This window comes from Haemophilus sp. Marseille-P9675 (assembly GCF_916862695.1).
Classification (GTDB): domain Bacteria; phylum Pseudomonadota; class Gammaproteobacteria; order Enterobacterales; family Pasteurellaceae; genus Haemophilus; species Haemophilus haemolyticus_K.
Genome location: NZ_CAKASP010000005.1, coordinates 86,833 through 103,720, shown reverse-complemented (window position 1 = coordinate 103,720; position 16,888 = coordinate 86,833). Strand labels below are relative to the sequence as shown.

28 protein-coding genes are annotated in these 16,888 nt (G+C 38.0%); 1 reads left to right on the top strand and 27 read right to left on the bottom strand.

Annotation, left to right across the window (positions count from 1 at the left end; genetic code table 11):
- Window positions 1–164: 164 nt before the first annotated feature.
- From hemG to LIX50_RS08000, 6 genes are all read right to left on the bottom strand, one after another.
- Entirely contained in the window at window positions 165–680 is a 516-nt protein-coding gene (hemG, locus tag LIX50_RS08025; RefSeq protein WP_048952558.1) for a menaquinone-dependent protoporphyrinogen IX dehydrogenase, read from the bottom strand.
- Window positions 680–2,143, bottom strand: coding sequence for a TrkH family potassium uptake protein (locus tag LIX50_RS08020; protein WP_048952557.1), 1,464 nt, complete (start codon window positions 2,141–2,143; stop codon window positions 680–682). The genes hemG and LIX50_RS08020 overlap by 1 nt, the downstream gene beginning before the upstream one ends.
- 10 nt (window positions 2,144–2,153) lie before the next feature.
- Complete coding sequence (locus tag LIX50_RS08015) at window positions 2,154–2,765, bottom strand: YigZ family protein (RefSeq protein ID WP_048952556.1); 612 nt, start codon at window positions 2,763–2,765, stop codon at window positions 2,154–2,156.
- 112 nt (window positions 2,766–2,877) lie between these two features.
- Complete coding sequence (locus LIX50_RS08010; protein WP_226385931.1) at window positions 2,878–3,351, bottom strand: hypothetical protein; 474 nt, start codon at window positions 3,349–3,351, stop codon at window positions 2,878–2,880.
- A gap of 70 nt (window positions 3,352–3,421) precedes the next feature.
- Window positions 3,422–4,831: a multicopper oxidase domain-containing protein gene (locus tag LIX50_RS08005; RefSeq protein WP_048952554.1), complete on the bottom strand. Its 1,410-nt coding sequence runs from the start codon at window positions 4,829–4,831 to the stop codon at window positions 3,422–3,424.
- A 1-nt stretch (window position 4,832) separates the two neighbouring features.
- On the bottom strand, window positions 4,833–5,555 hold the full coding sequence (locus tag LIX50_RS08000) for a 1-acylglycerol-3-phosphate O-acyltransferase (RefSeq protein ID WP_048952553.1): 723 nt from the start codon (window positions 5,553–5,555) through the stop codon (window positions 4,833–4,835).
- 127 nt (window positions 5,556–5,682) lie between these two features.
- Between LIX50_RS08000 and lpxH the strand changes: the two genes are divergently transcribed.
- Window positions 5,683–6,393 carry a UDP-2,3-diacylglucosamine diphosphatase gene (gene lpxH / locus LIX50_RS07995; protein WP_048952552.1) on the top strand — a complete coding sequence of 237 codons (711 nt, stop codon included), beginning with the start codon at window positions 5,683–5,685 and terminating at the stop codon, window positions 6,391–6,393.
- Between the two features lie 139 nt (window positions 6,394–6,532).
- On the opposite strand, the gene rplQ is transcribed toward lpxH, so the two are convergent.
- The 21 genes from rplQ to rpsC all read right to left on the bottom strand — a co-directional run bounded on the left by rplQ (window position 6,533) and on the right by rpsC (window position 16,873).
- Window positions 6,533–6,919: a 50S ribosomal protein L17 gene (gene rplQ, locus LIX50_RS07990; protein ID WP_048952551.1), complete on the bottom strand. Its 387-nt coding sequence runs from the start codon at window positions 6,917–6,919 to the stop codon at window positions 6,533–6,535.
- Between the two features lie 40 nt (window positions 6,920–6,959).
- A complete protein-coding gene (locus tag LIX50_RS07985) occupies window positions 6,960–7,949 on the bottom strand; it encodes a DNA-directed RNA polymerase subunit alpha (protein ID WP_005625865.1) in 990 nt (329 codons plus the stop codon).
- 31 nt (window positions 7,950–7,980) lie between these two features.
- Window positions 7,981–8,601: a 30S ribosomal protein S4 gene (gene rpsD, locus LIX50_RS07980; RefSeq protein WP_048952550.1), complete on the bottom strand. Its 621-nt coding sequence runs from the start codon at window positions 8,599–8,601 to the stop codon at window positions 7,981–7,983.
- A gap of 29 nt (window positions 8,602–8,630) precedes the next feature.
- A complete protein-coding gene (gene rpsK, locus LIX50_RS07975; RefSeq protein ID WP_005543603.1) occupies window positions 8,631–9,020 on the bottom strand; it encodes a 30S ribosomal protein S11 in 390 nt (129 codons plus the stop codon).
- Between the two features lie 16 nt (window positions 9,021–9,036).
- The gene (gene rpsM / locus LIX50_RS07970; RefSeq protein ID WP_005625867.1) at window positions 9,037–9,393 is read right to left on the bottom strand and encodes a 30S ribosomal protein S13; all 357 of its coding nucleotides are present in this window, start codon (window positions 9,391–9,393) and stop codon (window positions 9,037–9,039) included.
- Between the two features lie 141 nt (window positions 9,394–9,534).
- Window positions 9,535–9,648, bottom strand: coding sequence for a 50S ribosomal protein L36 (gene rpmJ / locus LIX50_RS07965; protein ID WP_005625868.1), 114 nt, complete (start codon window positions 9,646–9,648; stop codon window positions 9,535–9,537).
- A 28-nt stretch (window positions 9,649–9,676) separates the two neighbouring features.
- The gene (gene secY, locus LIX50_RS07960; RefSeq protein WP_005625869.1) at window positions 9,677–11,002 is read right to left on the bottom strand and encodes a preprotein translocase subunit SecY; all 1,326 of its coding nucleotides are present in this window, start codon (window positions 11,000–11,002) and stop codon (window positions 9,677–9,679) included.
- Window positions 11,003–11,009: 7 nt separating this feature from the next.
- A complete protein-coding gene (rplO, locus tag LIX50_RS07955; protein WP_048952549.1) occupies window positions 11,010–11,444 on the bottom strand; it encodes a 50S ribosomal protein L15 in 435 nt (144 codons plus the stop codon).
- Window positions 11,445–11,447: 3 nt separating this feature from the next.
- Entirely contained in the window at window positions 11,448–11,627 is a 180-nt protein-coding gene (rpmD, locus tag LIX50_RS07950) for a 50S ribosomal protein L30 (RefSeq protein ID WP_005543631.1), read from the bottom strand.
- Window positions 11,628–11,633: 6 nt separating this feature from the next.
- Window positions 11,634–12,134, bottom strand: a complete 501-nt coding sequence (rpsE, locus tag LIX50_RS07945) for a 30S ribosomal protein S5 (protein ID WP_005625871.1) — start codon at window positions 12,132–12,134, stop codon at window positions 11,634–11,636.
- A 14-nt stretch (window positions 12,135–12,148) separates the two neighbouring features.
- Entirely contained in the window at window positions 12,149–12,502 is a 354-nt protein-coding gene (rplR, locus tag LIX50_RS07940; RefSeq protein WP_005625873.1) for a 50S ribosomal protein L18, read from the bottom strand.
- 13 nt (window positions 12,503–12,515) lie between these two features.
- Window positions 12,516–13,049: a 50S ribosomal protein L6 gene (rplF, locus tag LIX50_RS07935; RefSeq protein ID WP_009500767.1), complete on the bottom strand. Its 534-nt coding sequence runs from the start codon at window positions 13,047–13,049 to the stop codon at window positions 12,516–12,518.
- Window positions 13,050–13,064: 15 nt separating this feature from the next.
- Window positions 13,065–13,457 carry a 30S ribosomal protein S8 gene (gene rpsH, locus LIX50_RS07930; protein WP_005625877.1) on the bottom strand — a complete coding sequence of 131 codons (393 nt, stop codon included), beginning with the start codon at window positions 13,455–13,457 and terminating at the stop codon, window positions 13,065–13,067.
- A 36-nt stretch (window positions 13,458–13,493) separates the two neighbouring features.
- Window positions 13,494–13,799: a 30S ribosomal protein S14 gene (rpsN, locus tag LIX50_RS07925; protein ID WP_005625879.1), complete on the bottom strand. Its 306-nt coding sequence runs from the start codon at window positions 13,797–13,799 to the stop codon at window positions 13,494–13,496.
- 11 nt (window positions 13,800–13,810) lie between these two features.
- A complete protein-coding gene (gene rplE / locus LIX50_RS07920; protein ID WP_005625881.1) occupies window positions 13,811–14,350 on the bottom strand; it encodes a 50S ribosomal protein L5 in 540 nt (179 codons plus the stop codon).
- 17 nt (window positions 14,351–14,367) lie between these two features.
- Window positions 14,368–14,679: a 50S ribosomal protein L24 gene (gene rplX / locus LIX50_RS07915; protein ID WP_048952548.1), complete on the bottom strand. Its 312-nt coding sequence runs from the start codon at window positions 14,677–14,679 to the stop codon at window positions 14,368–14,370.
- Window positions 14,680–14,689: 10 nt separating this feature from the next.
- Entirely contained in the window at window positions 14,690–15,061 is a 372-nt protein-coding gene (gene rplN / locus LIX50_RS07910; protein WP_005548786.1) for a 50S ribosomal protein L14, read from the bottom strand.
- Window positions 15,062–15,293: 232 nt separating this feature from the next.
- Window positions 15,294–15,551, bottom strand: a complete 258-nt coding sequence (gene rpsQ, locus LIX50_RS07905) for a 30S ribosomal protein S17 (protein ID WP_005625886.1) — start codon at window positions 15,549–15,551, stop codon at window positions 15,294–15,296.
- On the bottom strand, window positions 15,551–15,742 hold the full coding sequence (rpmC, locus tag LIX50_RS07900) for a 50S ribosomal protein L29 (RefSeq protein WP_005625888.1): 192 nt from the start codon (window positions 15,740–15,742) through the stop codon (window positions 15,551–15,553). The genes rpsQ and rpmC overlap by 1 nt, the downstream gene beginning before the upstream one ends.
- Window positions 15,742–16,152 carry a 50S ribosomal protein L16 gene (gene rplP, locus LIX50_RS07895; RefSeq protein WP_005625890.1) on the bottom strand — a complete coding sequence of 137 codons (411 nt, stop codon included), beginning with the start codon at window positions 16,150–16,152 and terminating at the stop codon, window positions 15,742–15,744. The genes rpmC and rplP overlap by 1 nt, the downstream gene beginning before the upstream one ends.
- Window positions 16,153–16,165: 13 nt before the next feature.
- Entirely contained in the window at window positions 16,166–16,873 is a 708-nt protein-coding gene (gene rpsC / locus LIX50_RS07890) for a 30S ribosomal protein S3 (protein ID WP_005625894.1), read from the bottom strand.
- Window positions 16,874–16,888 lie beyond the last annotated feature (15 nt).

The following is a 16,888-nucleotide window of genomic DNA, read 5'->3' as shown; positions in this document are numbered from 1 at the left end:
ACAACGACGCACTTGGAAACTTAAAGACTTCACGACAGTGCGTCGTTGTGTGCGGTGCATTATAGAGATTTTCAAAACCCTTGCAAGTACTTTTTTGTAAAAATATTTAAAAAAATGATCTTTTGATTAAACCTCAATCAATTTATATAAATTTTTCTCCAAAGCTAAACGCCCATTTCATTAATTTGATTAGCGAATTTCTTCACTTTATCCCAATTTGTATATTCGATCTCTTTCTTAGGATCTGTCTCGCCACCAGTAATTTTCATAATAATCTGAATCATAACACGATCAATCCATCTGTATCGTGGATAAAAGAGTGCACCTGCAAATACTGCGGCTAATTTAGGTTTCCATTCTGTACGTTGTAAAAATTTACGTACATAAGTATTACTTTCTGGATTATCTTTGCCTTCTTTACGAGCAGTTAAATTAACCCCAAAAAAAACCGCACTTTTTTGTTCAAGTTGATAACGATTGCTTTCAACAAAGCGATAAAGCGCTTTATTAAAGTGCCCATATCGTATAGATGCACCAACTATTACACGATCAAAAGACTCAATCGTATAATTTTCCATTAATGCATCTACATAAACCTCTCCATCAATATATCTAGATAAAAAATCAGCAATTTTTTTCGTCTGTCCATCATGGCTTGAATATAATATTAACGTTTTCATTAGTTTTTCCAAAAAGTAGGTGTAAATAAAGCGAGAAGAGTAAAAATTTCAAGTCGCCCACATACCATTGCGATAATTAAAATCCACTTAGCACTATCGGGTATACTCACCATATTACTATTTACTTCCCCTAGTGCAGGTCCTAAATTATTTAGGGTTGCCAATACGGCATTAAAGGCATTAAAAGGGTCAACACCACAAGCAACGACACCAAGTAAACAGATAATAAACACTAGAAGATAAGCTGAAAAGAATGCCCAAATACTACCAATCACTCTTTCATCTAACACATTTCTTCCCCACTTGATGGGATAAACTAAATTAGGGTGAACAACACGTTTAAGTTCTCGTTTCCCTTGTAAATACAGTACAAGTATACGCGCAACACGTAAACCACCACCGACAGAACCAGCACAACCGCCCATAAATGAAGCCAATATTAAAAGAACAGGTACAAAAGAAGGCCAAACAGTGAAATCAGAAGTTGTATAGCCCGTTGTCGTTGAAATAGATACCGTCTGGAACAATACTTGCTCAAAATCTTTCCATGATGAAGTAAAATAATTATGACTCCACATCACTAATGTACAGATTATTACTAGTATAGTCTGGATACTTATAAAAAAACGAAATTCAGGGTCACGTAGATAAATCTTAAAAAAATTCTCATGGCCAATGGTCGAAAACGCACGAAAGTGTAATCCAAAATTACAGGCGGAAATCAGTAAAAATAATACGGTGATCAAATTAACTAATGGACTATTGAAATAGCCGATACTCGCATCATGAGTTGAAAAGCCACCGATTGAAACAGTAGAAAAGCTATGAGTTATAGCATCAAAAACTCCCATCCCAGCCAACCAATATGCTAATGCACAAAAAACAGTTAAAGAAATATAAATCACCCAAAGAACTTTTGCTGTTTCAGTAATCCTTGGTCTAATTTTTTGTTCTTTCATTGGCCCCGACATTTCAGCTCTATAAAGTTGCATCCCCCCCACACCTAATAATGGAATGATAGCTATTGCGAGTACAATAATTCCCATTCCACCAAGCCATTGCAAAAATTGACGATAAAATAACATCGCTTTTGGAAGGTTATCCAATCCTCTCATCACTGTTGCACCAGTTGTCGTTAATCCAGAAAAGGCTTCAAATGCTGCTGAAGCAACTGTTAAATTTAGTACATCAAATAATAAAAATGGTAACGTCGCTAAACCACCTAGAACAAACCAAAATGCGACAACAATTAAAAAACCATCACGAGAACGCAATTCTTGTTTGTAGTGATGGCAAGGCCACCAGAGCAGTACGCCAACAGTCAAGCTAAAAGTAAATGCCTGTATGAAAGCTTTTCCGCCTCCATCACCATAAATCAATGCAATGAATGCCGGAATAAGCATCGTTCCGGAAAAACAGATAATCAGGATACCAATAATTCGTATTATAGATAAAATATGCACAGTTATTCGCCTATTCAATTGATTTAATCACTAGTTTTCCCATTGATTTATCTCTCAATTCTCTAACAAAAGATTCAACCGTTTGTTTACTAATACCCAATGTTAAAAATACTTGGGACTGAAAATTTTGAGCTAATATTTCTACTTCATACTTATCACAAAGTAACTGTACTAGACTCAATTGACTATAATGACAATCTAAACCAAAAAGGGAACGTTCTACTCTTATTTCTGTTTCTAATAATTTCAATGCTTGCTGTACTCCATTACTATAGGCTCTAACTAATCCTCCTGTACCTAACAAAATTCCACCATAATAACGTACCACTATAGCGCTAATTTCACCAATATTACTACCTTGAAGAACACTAAGCATTGGTTTACCCGCCGAACCTGATGGTTCGCCGTCATCAGAAAAAGCACATTGTAAAGAATCTACTGGATTTCCCATTACCGCAGCCCAACAATGATGGCGCGCTGCTCTATGCTCTCGTTTAATCTCTTCCAAAAAAGCTTTAGCTTCAGCGATCCCTGTAGTCCTCTGTAAATAAGTGATAAAACGGCTTTTCTTAATTTCTTCTTCAAAAATAACCGAACTTTTAGGAACAAGATACGCAAACATATTATTTTTGTTCATTTTTGATTACATCGGTCGTCACTAAAACAAGTAATTTATCAAATACGATATATTCACAATAATAAAAAAACCCAGTAAAACCTGGGTTATCATCTAATTATTTCACAACCGTAAATGTTAAAGGACCATATTCCATCTCTCCTAACTTAATAAAGATAGTATATTTACCTCGAGGATCTTTTTGATCAAAACTCCAACAATTTATTACTAATTTCCCATCGTTTAAGGAATCGCGCTGACTCGTTATTGTATGTGTTTTTTTATCTTCAGATGAAGTTACCATTCCTATATCTGATGAAATATAAAAATTTGCTTTAGCTGGAGATGTAAAAATCTCTGTGGCTTGAACTTTCTTTCCAAATGAGCCATTTATTCGCCAGCATAATTGTTGTTTTTTAGAAGAACGTGAAATTTCTAATTTATCCAATAAAACTGGCAGTTTACTTGATACATCATAAACACCTAAATAAAGACGAGATTGTTGTTCTTGAGCATTTGGTGTTTCAGAAAGAGCCACCTGAGCACTTAGACTTGCTGATAATGCAGCAATAATTAAAGCTTTTTTCATCATTATACCCCTCTTAATAGAGGTACTGATTATACAAAAAATCGCACAAAAATCTACCGCACTTTCATTTCACTTACTGAACAACCATAACACCAATACATCCCATATCAGCTAACATTAAATTCGATACACCAAATAAAAATGGGTAATTATTTGAAGAAACCTGATCAAACCGAACTAATATATGTGTTTTTCCTTTTACCCAAACAGTATCTTTCCAGGCTAACTCATCCGCTTGATAAATATGATCATCCTGACTTTCTACGACAAATTTTGCCCCCTGAATAGTAAACCCCACAGGTAAATTAGCATTTAAAATCCAACGCTCTACCGTACCTTTTCGAACCACTACATCAATTCTTCTAGGATCAAAACGTCTTTGATTAATTAGCCCATTCGTCACATCAATATTGAACTCACGAATTTGCGCTATAGGTTGAACTAACATTTCTGGTGCATCTGTATCAAAAGTAAGATTTAATGTCTTGCTAAAAACTGTAGCTTCACCTTGTGCTCGTAACTCAATAACTGTATTATCCAGTAAATCATCACCACTGCTAAAAATATTTTTTATCTTATCTAACACGTCTCGTTTTTTACCATCAATCAATGAAACAGAATCAACCTCACTCATATTAATAAGTACTTCAACTCGTTCTCCTGGAGCAAGAATCACAGACTGAATACTTTTTGCCTTAGGTAAAAACCCCAGATCCTTAGCAATCAATAGCATACTCTGCTCATTATCTAGACGTAAATCATAAGCTCGCGCTAAAGATGCATTTAATAATCGTAAACGAACCCAACCACGAACAACATTTAAATAGGGTGCTTCTATACCGTTAACTAATAAACGATTTCCAACAAAATTTGGTTGATTTTGCTTAAAAAGTTGAAGGCCATTACTATTAAATGACATATCCTGTAAAATCAAAGGGATATCATCTACACCATATTTATGAGGAATATTCGCCTGAATACTTTGCTCATCTTCAACTAACCACATTCCTACAAGCCCTCGGTATGTTTGATAAGCCGAATTCGCTAATATAGAAGAACGGTACCAACACGTTGCCGCAGCTTGCTCAATCGGTACTATCGGAGCCCAAGTCTCGTCTTTTTTTAATACCCGAGCAGCACCTCCAAAAAGCTCCCCTGAAGCCTGCAACCCTTGAATGGACAAAGCTATCGATTGCGGCAAATTATTATGGTAATTTAGTTTGGCAAAATTAGTTGATTTGATTTTTATCGTTGGCCCCAAATAATTGCCATTGAATCCCCATGCTGTTACATTATGCTTTCCATCTAATTCATAATTAACTTCCTGCATAGTAAGCACTATTGGACGTCCTCGACGAACTTCTATCAAAGGTGGAACAATTAATTTATCACGTACAGCAGCCCATAATGGCATTGGTAAACTAAAAAGTGCAGCTGAAATAGTAGTATTTTTTAATAATTGACGACGAGAGAAAGTTTGCATTTTAATTCCTTTTCGCAATTTCCATATCTAGTTCAGCAATGCGTTTCTCCATCAAATCATGACAATAAGTAGCAAGATCACGCACATTATCTTTGTTGTAACCTGAAACATCAATAGGATCTAACATTTCACAAATCACTATTCCATTATTCCAACGATTTAAATTAATTTTATTGTGTGTTGTTGAACAAACAACTGGAATAATTGGTACCCCCGCAGAAATTGCTGCATGAAACGCCCCTGTCTTAAAAGGCAATAACCCACGGCCTCGACTACGAGTACCCTCTGGAAACATCCAAATAGACAAATTGTCTTCATTAATCCGGTGAGCAAGTTGCGCCATAGTACTATGAGCTTTAGTCCGATTCTCACGATCTAAAAATATATTACCTGTAATCCAATATAGGATCCCAAAAAAAGGAATCCAAATTAAACTTTTCTTACCAACACTCACAGTTCTCGGACGAACCATATAAGATATCGTCACCATATCATAATTATTTTGATGATTGCCAATATAAATAGCTGGACTTAATTTATTGATAGAATTTGGAAAACGATATTCTACTTTCAAACCAAACAACGGATGTAAGCGCCCAAACCAACGAGCCATAATCCCTACATTACTCGGATTTTTAAACCTAATAAATGAATAAACTGTACCCAATACACAAATCAGAATACAACAAACTGTAACAATAAAAATTCTAAGCAGTTTTAACATATCTTGATCCTATTTAATTTTTTAATTCACATCTATAGTTAATAAACTAAAATATAGTTATATTTTTCAAATTATAACAAATTAAGTTATAGTTTACGTCTATCTAGAAGAGATTAATGGAATATTTATGAAACATTCTTATTTTATTTCTGATTTGCATTTAAGTGAAACAAAACCTGAATTAACCGCACTTTTTATAAGCTTTATACAAAACATCGAACCAGAAACTGAACAAGTTTATATATTAGGTGATTTATTCGATTTCTGGGTTGGTGATGATGAACAGTCCCCACTAATTATAAAAATAAAGAACCTACTAAAATCCTTGCATGATAAAGGAGTGCAATGTTATTTCCAACATGGAAATCGCGATTTTCTTATTGGAGAGCGTTTTTCAAAAGAAACGGGAGTTGAATTATTACCAGAATACAAGCTCATCAATCTTTACGGAAAAAATATCTTACTATGTCATGGTGATAGCCTTTGTATTGATGACACTGCCTATCAGAAATTTCGTAACAAAGTTAATAATAAGTGGCTACAACGAACATTTCTATGTTTACCATTAAAACTTCGAATAAAAATTGCTGAAAAAATCCGCTCTAAAAGTAATCAAGATAAACAAAAAAAATCAGTAAAAATCATGGATGTAAATAAAACATTCACTATACAAAAAATGCAGGAGTTTAATGTGGATTTGCTAATTCACGGACATACCCATAGAGAAAATATTCATAAAGAAGAGGGAATGACTAGAATTGTGCTGGGAGACTGGCGCAAGGAATATGCATCTATCTTAGAGTTAAGAGAAGATTCTCTCATTCATTTTAAGAAATAATAATCATGGACTATTAAATAATTTTCTAAAAATCCATAAAAACATATTAGAAACTAACGCTCTTCTACTTTATATCATTAATTCTCTAAATATATAAAAAAACCCACTATAAAGTGGGTTTTTCTTAAAATATCAACTACTATTCCGCAGATGCTGCATCAACAACTTCTGGGCGGTCAACTAGCTCAATATATGCCATTGGAGCATTATCACCTGCACGGAAACCACATTTCAAGATGCGAGTGTAGCCACCTGCACGTTGAGCAAAACGTGGACCTAATTCATTGAATAATTTTGCAACAGTTTCAACGTTGCGAGTACGAGCGAATGCTAAACGACGGTTTGCAACGCTATCTACTTTTGCTAATGTAATTAACGGTTCAACTACACGGCGTAATTCTTTAGCTTTAGGCAAAGTAGTCTTAATGATTTCATGACTAACTAAAGCACTTGCTAAGTTACGAAACATCGCTTGGCGATGGCTGCTATTACGGTTTAGTTGACGACCACTCTTACGATGGCGCATGATCTTATCCTTCTCAGAAAAATCTTAACCTATGACCAAACTAGTCTTCAGCAATACTTGCTGGTGGCCAATTTTCAAGGCGCATACCAAGTGACAAGCCACGTGAAGCGAGCACATCCTTAATTTCAGTAAGAGATTTCTTACCAAGATTAGGTGTTTTTAATAATTCAACTTCTGTACGTTGTACTAAATCACCGATATAATGAATTGTTTCTGCTTTCAAACAGTTAGCAGAACGAACTGTCAACTCTAAATCATCTACAGGACGTAATAAAATCGGATCAAATTCCGGTTTTTCTTCCTTAATTTCAGGTTGACGAACATCACGCAAATCAACGAATGCATCGAGTTGCTCTGCTAAGATTGTTGCAGCACGACGAATTGCTTCTTCAGGCTCAAGCGTACCATTAGTTTCTAACTCAATAACAAGTTTATCTAGATCAGTACGTTGTTCAACACGAGCTGCTTCAACATTATATGCAATGCGATCAACTGGGCTATAACAAGCGTCAACAAGTAAGCGGCCAATTGGACGCTCCTCTGCTTGACTATGAGTGCGAGCTGAAGCTGGAACATATCCTCTACCACGCTGAACTCGAATACGCATACTGATTGATGCATTTTCGTCAGTTAAGTGACAGATTACATGATTCGGATTCACAATTTCAACATCACCATCATGGGTGATATCCGCTGCAACAACAGGGCCAATTCCAGATTTATTTAGTGTCAGAATAACATCATCTTTATTCTGTACTTTAACCGCTAGACCTTTAAGGTTTAAAAGAACTTCAAGAATATCCTCTTGAACACCTTCCTTACTACTATATTCGTGCAATACGCCATCAATTTCCACTTCAGTTACAGCACAACCTGGCATTGAAGACAGAAGGATACGACGTAATGCATTACCTAGAGTATGGCCAAAACCACGCTCTAACGGCTCTAAGATCACTTTAGCATGAGTTGAACTAATTTGTTCAATATCTACTAAACGTGGTTTTAAAAATTCTGTAACAGAACCCTGCATTTTATCCTCTCTTTGCTTTTAAGCTTAACTATTATTTAGAGTAAAGCTCAACGATCAGATGTTCGTTAATATCTGCTGATAAATCAGAACGCTCAGGAACACGTTTGAACACACCTTCCATTTTTGCAGAATCAACTTCTAACCATGTTGGTTTTTCTCTTTGTTCTGCTAATTCTAATGATGCTTTAATACGTGCTTGTTTTTTAGATTTCTCACGAACAGCAACAACATCATTTACAGAAACTTGGAGAGATGGAATGTTAACAACACGACCATTTACAACAATCGCTTTATGGCTCACTAATTGGCGAGCTTCTGCACGAGTTGCAGCAAATCCCATGCGATAAACAACGTTATCCAATCTACCTTCTAATAACACTAATAAATTTTCACCAGTGTTACCTTTTAAACGGTTTGCTTCTTTATAGTAGTTACGGAATTGACGTTCTAAAATACCATAGATACGACGAACTTTTTGTTTTTCACGTAATTGACTACCATAGTCAGACAAACGCGGTTTACGAGCACCATGTTGACCAGGTGCTGTATCAATTTTACATTTTGAATCAATCGCACGCACGCCTGATTTAAGAAATAAATCAGTACCTTCACGACGGCTGAGCTTGAGTTTTGGACCCAAATATCTTGCCATTTTCTTTCTCCAACTATCCTATATACGTCTTAAACGCGACGTTTTTTCGGTGGACGACAACCGTTATGAGGAATCGGAGTCACATCAGTAATATTCGTGATACGGAAACCCGCTGCGTTTAACGCGCGAATTGTAGATTCACGACCTGGACCCGGACCTTTAACCATAACTTCCAAGTTCTTTAAGCCGAATTCTTTAACAATTTCAGCACAACGTTCAGCAGCAACTTGCGCAGCGAACGGGGTAGATTTACGAGAACCACGGAAACCTGAACCACCTGCAGTCGCCCATGCTAGAGCGTTACCTTGACGGTCAGTAATAGTAACGATTGTATTATTGAAAGATGCGTGAATATGTGCTACGCCATCTACGACTTGTTTTTTTACACGTTTACGTGCACGAACTGGTGTTTTAGCCATTCTTTATTTACCCCGACTATTTTTTGATCGGCTTACGTGGACCCTTACGGGTACGCGCATTAGTTTTAGTACGTTGACCACGTACCGGTAAACTACGACGGTGACGTAAACCACGATAACAACCTAAGTCTAAAAGACGTTTGATGTTTAGTGTTACTTCACGACGTAAATCACCTTCAACGGTAAATTTACCAACTTCGTCACGCAGTTTGTCAATCTGCTCTTCAGACAATTCTCTGATCTTAACATCTTCAGCAATACCCGCTGCAGCACAAATAGCTTTTGAACGAGTCTTACCAATACCGTAAATTGCAGTTAAAGCGATTACAGCGTGTTTGTGATCAGGAATGTTAATGCCTGCAATACGGGCCACTATGCACTCCTATTATTTTAACTAATTTGGTATTCTGATCTTGAAAAGCCCGTTTTCAGGATACTCAAACAGAATACCAAGGACATAAATGAGTTGAGCAGTATAACTGCTCAACTGGTTCTTTGCAAGAAAAAATATGAATTAACCTTGACGTTGTTTATGCTTAGGATCGCTGCACAATACACGTACAACACCTTCACGTTTAACAATTTTACAGTTACGACACATTTTCTTTACGGAAGCACGAACTTTCATTGCTTATCCTTTTCTACTAAATGAACAATTATTGTCCAAAACCTTTAAGGTTTGCTTTTTTCAACGCAGACTCATATTGAGACGACATTAAGTGACTCTGAACCTGCACGATGAAATCCATAATTACAACGACTACAATTAAAAGAGATGTTCCACCGAAGTAAAATTTAACATCCCAAGCCGATGTCATAATATAAGGAACTAAACACACAAACGTTACATAAAGACCGCCAATCAGTGTAAGACGAGTCATAACTTTATCAATATAACGAGAGGTTTGTTCCCCTGGTCTAATTCCTGGAATAAATGCACCAGATTTTTTTAGATTATCTGCTGTATCTCGCGGATTATACTGCATTGCAGTGTAAAAGAAGCTAAAGAAAATAATTGCTACAGCATAAACAAGTAAATAAAGAGGCTGACCAGGATTCAACAACATAGATAAGTTATTTAACCACTCAAACTTATCATTTTGTCCAAACCATTGAGTTAAGGTAGCTGGAAATAAAATAATACTTGAGGCAAAAATTGCCGGCATTACGTTTGCCATATTTACTTTCAATGGTAAATGTGTCGAATGACCACCTAAAATTTGACGACCTTGTTGACGCTTTGCATATTCAACGCGAATTCTGCGCTGTCCTCTTTCAACAAAAACAACGAAATAAGTTACTGCAAATACAATAGCTGCGATCAGAAGAAGCACTAATGGATGCATCTGTCCTTGACGAGCCTGCTCAATAGTTTGAAGTATAGCTGATGGTAAACCAGCTACGATACCGCCAAAAACAAGAATTGAAATACCGTTACCAATACCTCTTTCAGTAATTTGTTCACCTAACCACATGAGGAACATAGTTCCAGTTACTAAGCTAACAACTGAAGTGAAGTAAAAGCCAAATCCAACATTTGGCACTAAGCCAGGTAACATATTTGGTAAACCTGTTGAAATAGCTACTGCCTGAATGGTCGCAAAAACAACTGTCGCATACCGAGTATACTTAGAAATTTTACGTTGACCAGCAGCACCTTCTTTCTTTAATTCTGCTAAAGCAGGAGAAACCGTTGCAAGCAACTGAATTACAATAGATGCCGAGATATACGGCATAATACCTAATGCTAAGATAGATGCACGGCTTAATGCACCACCAGAGAACATGTTAAACATGTCAATGATGGTGCCTTTTTGTTGTTCAACTAATTGAGCTAGCACAGCCGCATCAATACCAGGAACCGGAATGAAAGAACCAATTCGGTAAACGATAAGCGCACCTAAAACGAAAAGTAATCGGCTTTTTAATTCACCTTTACCGCTATTAGTACTTCTTGCTTGATAACCTGGTTGTTTAGCCATTTGCTAATTATTCCTCAACTGAACCGCCAGCAGCTTCAATTGCTGCTTTTGCACCCTTAGTTACACGCAAACCACGAACTGTTACTGCAGATTTCACTTCACCCGCTAAAACTACTTTAGCGAATTGGATATCTTTAGTTAAGATATTTGCTGCTTTTAATGTTTCTAAGGTTACTACATTACCTTCAACTTTGGTTAACTCATTCAAACGAACTTCTGCAGTTACTGCAGCCTTCATTGAAGTAAAACCAAATTTTGGTAAACGACGGTATAACGGCATTTGACCACCTTCGAAACCGCGACGAACACCGCCACCAGTACGAGATTTTTGACCTTTATGACCACGGCCACCAGTCTTGCCTAAACCTGAACCAATACCACGACCGAGGCGTTTAACGCTATGCTTTGCACCTTCAGCCGGAGATAGAGTATTTAAACGCATCTCTTACTCCTCCACTTTAACCATGTATGAAACTTGGTTAATCATACCACGTACTGCAGGCGTATCAATTAACTCAACAGTGTGGTGCATATGGCGAAGACCAAGACCACGCAAGGTAGCTTTATGCTTCGGTAAACGAGCAATTGAGCTACGAACTTGTGTTACTTTAATAGTTTTAGCCATTATTCATTACCCCAAGATTTCATCAACAGTTTTACCGCGTTTTGCAGCAACCATTTCTGGTGATTTCATGTTTGCTAATGCATCAATAGTTGCACGAACAACGTTAATTGGGTTGGTAGAACCATACGCTTTAGAAAGAACGTTACGTACACCTGCAACTTCCAATACTGCACGCATTGCACCACCAGCGATGATACCTGTACCTTCGCTTGCTGGTTGCATAAATACACGTGAACCAGTATGAACACCTTTAACTGGATGCTGTAATGTACCTTCATTCAAAGCAACGTTAATCATATTACGACGTGCTTTTTCCATTGCTTTTTGGATCGCTGCTGGAACTTCGCGTGCTTTACCATAACCAAAACCTACTCGGCCATTACCATCGCCCACCACAGTTAATGCAGTGAAACTCATAATACGACCACCTTTTACAGTTTTTGATACACGGTTTACTGCGATTAGCTTCTCTTGCAGTTCACCAACTTGTTTTTCGATGTTTGACATCTCAATTTACCTCATTAGAACTGTAGACCAGCTTCACGTGCAGCGTCCGCTAAAGTTTGGACACGACCATGATATTTAAAACCGGAACGATCAAAAGCAACAGCTTGAACGCCTTTTGCTAATGCGCGTTCTGCAACAGCTTTACCTACTGCAGCAGCAGCATCTTTATTACCGGTGTATTTTACTTGCTCACGAATTGCTTTCTCAACAGTTGAAGCAGCGGCAAGCACTTCTGAACCGTTTGGTGCAATAACTTGTGCATAAATATGACGTGGAGTGCGGTGAATAACTAAACGAGTTACACCTTGCTCTCTCATCATATGACGAGCACGAGCTGCACGACGGATACGAGCTGATTTCTTATCCATAGTGTTACCTTAATTATTTCTTCTTAGCCTCTTTGATACGTACCACTTCATCAGCGTAACGTACCCCTTTACCTTTATAAGGTTCAGGACGGCGATAAGCACGAATATCTGCTGCAACTTGACCGATCAACTGTTTGTCTGCACCTTTCAACACGATTTCGGTTTGAGATGGACATTCTGCAGTAATACCTGCCGGCAAAGTGTGCTCTACTGGGTGAGAATAGCCTAAACTTAATGCAATTGCATTGCCTTTAAGTTGAGCTCTGTAACCTACACCCACCAATACTAATTTTTTAGTGAAACCTTCAGTAACACCGATAACCATAGCATTAACTAATGCACGAGCAGTACCCGATTGAGCATTTGCTTCAACAAAACCTTCACGTGGAGTGAACGTAAATTGTCCGTTATCTTGTTTTACTTCAACTGATTCATGAATTGTGCGAGATAACTCGCCATTTTTACCTTTTACTGTTAATAGCTGACCGTCGAGTTTAACTTCAACGCCGGCAGGAATATTAACAGGTGCCTTTGCAACACGAGACATTTTCCTACCTCTCTATTAAGCTACATAACAGATGATCTCACCGCCTAAACCTGCTTGACGAGCAGCGCGGTCAGTCATAACACCTTTAGATGTAGAAATAACTGCAACACCTAAACCGCCCATAACTTTTGGTAATTCATCTTTACGTTTGTAAATACGAAGACCAGGACGACTTACACGTTGGATGCTTTCTACAACTGGTTTGCCTTGGAAATATTTTAAAGTAATTTCCAATTCAGGTTTAGCACCTTCTAAAACTTTTACGCTTTCGATATAACCTTCAGCAGCTAATACGTTGGCAATTGCCACTTTTAGCTTGGAAGAAGGCATATTGATTGCAACTTTGTTCGCAGCTTGACCGTTACGAATACGGGTCAGCATATCTGCGATTGGATCTTGCATACTCATTGTACTTTTTCTCCGATTCCAAAATAAAGTGGTATATTACCAGCTCGCTTTTTTAAGGCCTGGGATTTCACCGCGCATTGCAGCTTCACGAACCTTAATTCGGCTTAAACCAAACTTACGTAAAACGCCATGAGGACGTCCAGTTTGGCGGCAACGGTTACGTTGACGAGATGGGCTAGAATCACGTGGTAAAGTTTGTAACTTTAACACTGCATCCCAACGATCTTCATCAGAGGCATTGACATCAGAAATGATTTTCTTTAATTCAACACGTTTTGCGTAGAATTTTTCAGCCAATTTAACGCGTTTTACATCGCGTGCTTTCATTGATTGTTTAGCCATTATAACCTGCCTTATTTACGGAATGGGAAATTAAAGGCAGCAAGTAGTGCTTGACCTTCTTCATCATTCTTAGCAGTAGTTGTGATAGTGATATCTAAACCACGTACACGATCTACTTTATCGTAATCGATTTCAGGGAAGATGATTTGTTCACGCACACCCATGCTATAGTTACCACGACCATCGAATGATTTCGCGCTTAAACCGCGGAAGTCACGAATACGTGGAACAGCAATTGTAATTAAACGTTCAAAGAACTCCCACATACGCTCACCGCGTAGTGTTACTTTACAACCGATTGGATATCCCTGACGGATTTTAAAGCCAGCAACAGATTTACGAGCTTTAGTTACTAAAGGTTTTTGACCGCTAATTGCTGCTAAGTCCGCTACTGCGTTGTCTAGCAATTTTTTGTCGGTCAATGCTTCACCCACACCCATATTCAGGGTAATCTTTTCGATTCGTGGGACTTGCATGACAGATTTGTAGCCGAATTTATTTTTTAATTCGCTTACTACTTGATCTCTGTAGTAATCATGCAGTTTCGCCATCGCATTACTCCAGTTTGTTAGATAATTTCATTGTTAGATTTGAAGAAACGTACTTTTTTGCCGTCTTCGAATCTAAAACCTACACGGTCAGCTTTATTTGTTTTAGGATTGAAAATCGCAACATTTGAAACGTCAATTGCAGCTTCTTTTTTCACTAAACCACCAGCTTTTCCTAATGCAGGAACTGGTTTTTCATGTTTAGTAATAATGTTGATACCTTCAACAAACACTTTACCGTTTGGTAACACTTTAGTTACCTTGCCACGTTTGCCCTTATCTTTACCAGTAAGAACAATTACTTCATCATTTTGACGGATTTTAGCAGCCATTACATTCCCCTTACAGTACTTCTGGAGCTAAAGAAATGATCTTCATGAATTTCTCAGAACGAAGTTCACGAGTCACTGGTCCAAAAATACGAGTACCGATTGGTTGCTCAGTGTTATTATTTAAAATTACACAAGCGTTACCATCGAAACGAATAACTGAGCCATCTGGGCGACGAACACCCTTCTTGGTGCGCACAACAACTGCTTTTAATACATCACCTTTTTTTACTTTACCGCGTGGAATTGCTTCTTTTACAGTAATTTTGATGATGTCACCAATCGCAGCATAACGACGGTGCGATCCACCTAGAACCTTGATACACATTACGCTGCGAGCGCCTGAATTATCAGCAACATCCAGCATAGTCTGTTCTTGGATCATATTAGTGCTCCGTTAAGATTAAAAAAACACCCTTTCGGGACGAACCTATCCGCACTACTCGGATAGAACGGCGGATAGGTAGCGGATTTTATCAAAAGAAAAAGAGAAAGGCAATGATAATTTACCTTTATCCTCTAAACCCATTTACTAAAAGTGCGGTTGAAATTTACAATACTTAAATGTAAAAAAGCCAATGGAATTAACCATTGGCCTTTTATTGTTACATTGTGAATTAAGCGATTACCGCTTTCTCAACAACACGAACTAAAGTCCAAGATTTGGTTTTTGATAGAGGGCGACATTCGCGAATCTCTACAGTATCACCAACTTTGGCTTCATTGTTCTCATCGTGTACGTGTAATTTAGTTGTACGACGGATAAATTTACCATATAAAGGGTGTTTTACCTTACGTTCAATAGCAACAACGAAAGATTTTTCCATTTTGTCGCTAACAACTTTACCTTGTACGCTACGAATTTTATCAGTCATTACTCACCCGCCTTTTCGGTTAATACAGTTTTTACACGTGCAATATCACGACGCACTTGTTTAGCCTGATGGGTTTGTTGAAGCTGACCGGTGGCTGTCTGCATACGCAACTTGAATTGTTCACCTAAAAGGTTTACTAATTCAGCATTCAGCTCTTCAACACTTTTTGTACGTAAATCTTGAGCTTTCATTACATCACCGTCTTAGTTACGAAAGTGGTCTTAACTGGCAATTTAGCAGCTGCTAATGCAAATGCGTTTCTTGCTACTTCTTCAGACACACCATCCATTTCATAAAGCACTTTACCCGGTTGGATTAAGGCTACCCAGTACTCAACGTTACCTTTACCTTTACCCATACGGACTTCTAATGGTTTTTCAGTAATTGGTTTATCTGGGAATACACGAATCCAGATTTTACCTTGACGTTTTACTGCACGTGACATTGCACGACGTGCCGCTTCGATTTGACGAGCGGTTAAACGACAACGACCAACTGCTTTTAAACCGTAAGTACCGAAGCTAACTTCAGTACCGCCCGCGATACCACGGTTGCGGCCTTTGTGAACTTTACGGAATTTTGTACGTTTTGGTTGCAACATTTAGCGTTTCTCCTTACTTACGACCTTTACCGCGAGGAGCCTTTTTAGGCTTGTCGGCAGGTTGTTGTTCTGATTGCGCAACGGCAGCCATTCCACCAAGAATTTCACCTTTGAAGATCCATACTTTAACGCCGATTACGCCGTAAGTTGTATGAGCTTCTGCAGTGTTATAATCGATGTCCGCACGAAGAGTATGTAGAGGTACACGACCTTCACGATACCATTCTGAACGTGCGATTTCTGCACCACCTAAACGACCACTAACCTCAACTTTGATACCTTTAGCACCTAAACGCATTGCGCTTTGTACCGCACGTTTCATTGCACGACGGAACATTACGCGACGTTCTAATTGAGAAGCGATGCTATCTGCAACTAATTTCGCATCTAATTCAGGTTTTTTCACTTCAGCAATGTTGATTTGAGCAGGAACACCAGCGATTTTAGACACTGCGTTACGTAATTTTTCAACATCTTCGCCTTTTTTACCGATTACGATACCAGGACGAGCTGTGTGAATAGTTACACGAATACTTTTAGCTGGACGCTCAATAGTAATACGTGAAACTGAAGCATTTGCTAATTCTTTATTTAAGAATTTGCGTACTTTGAAATCGCCTTCAAGATTGTCAGCGAAGTCTTGTGTATTCGCGAACCAAGTAGAGCTCCAAGGTTTAACAATACCTAGGCGAATACCATGTGGATGTACTTTTTGACCCATTGCTATTCCTCTACT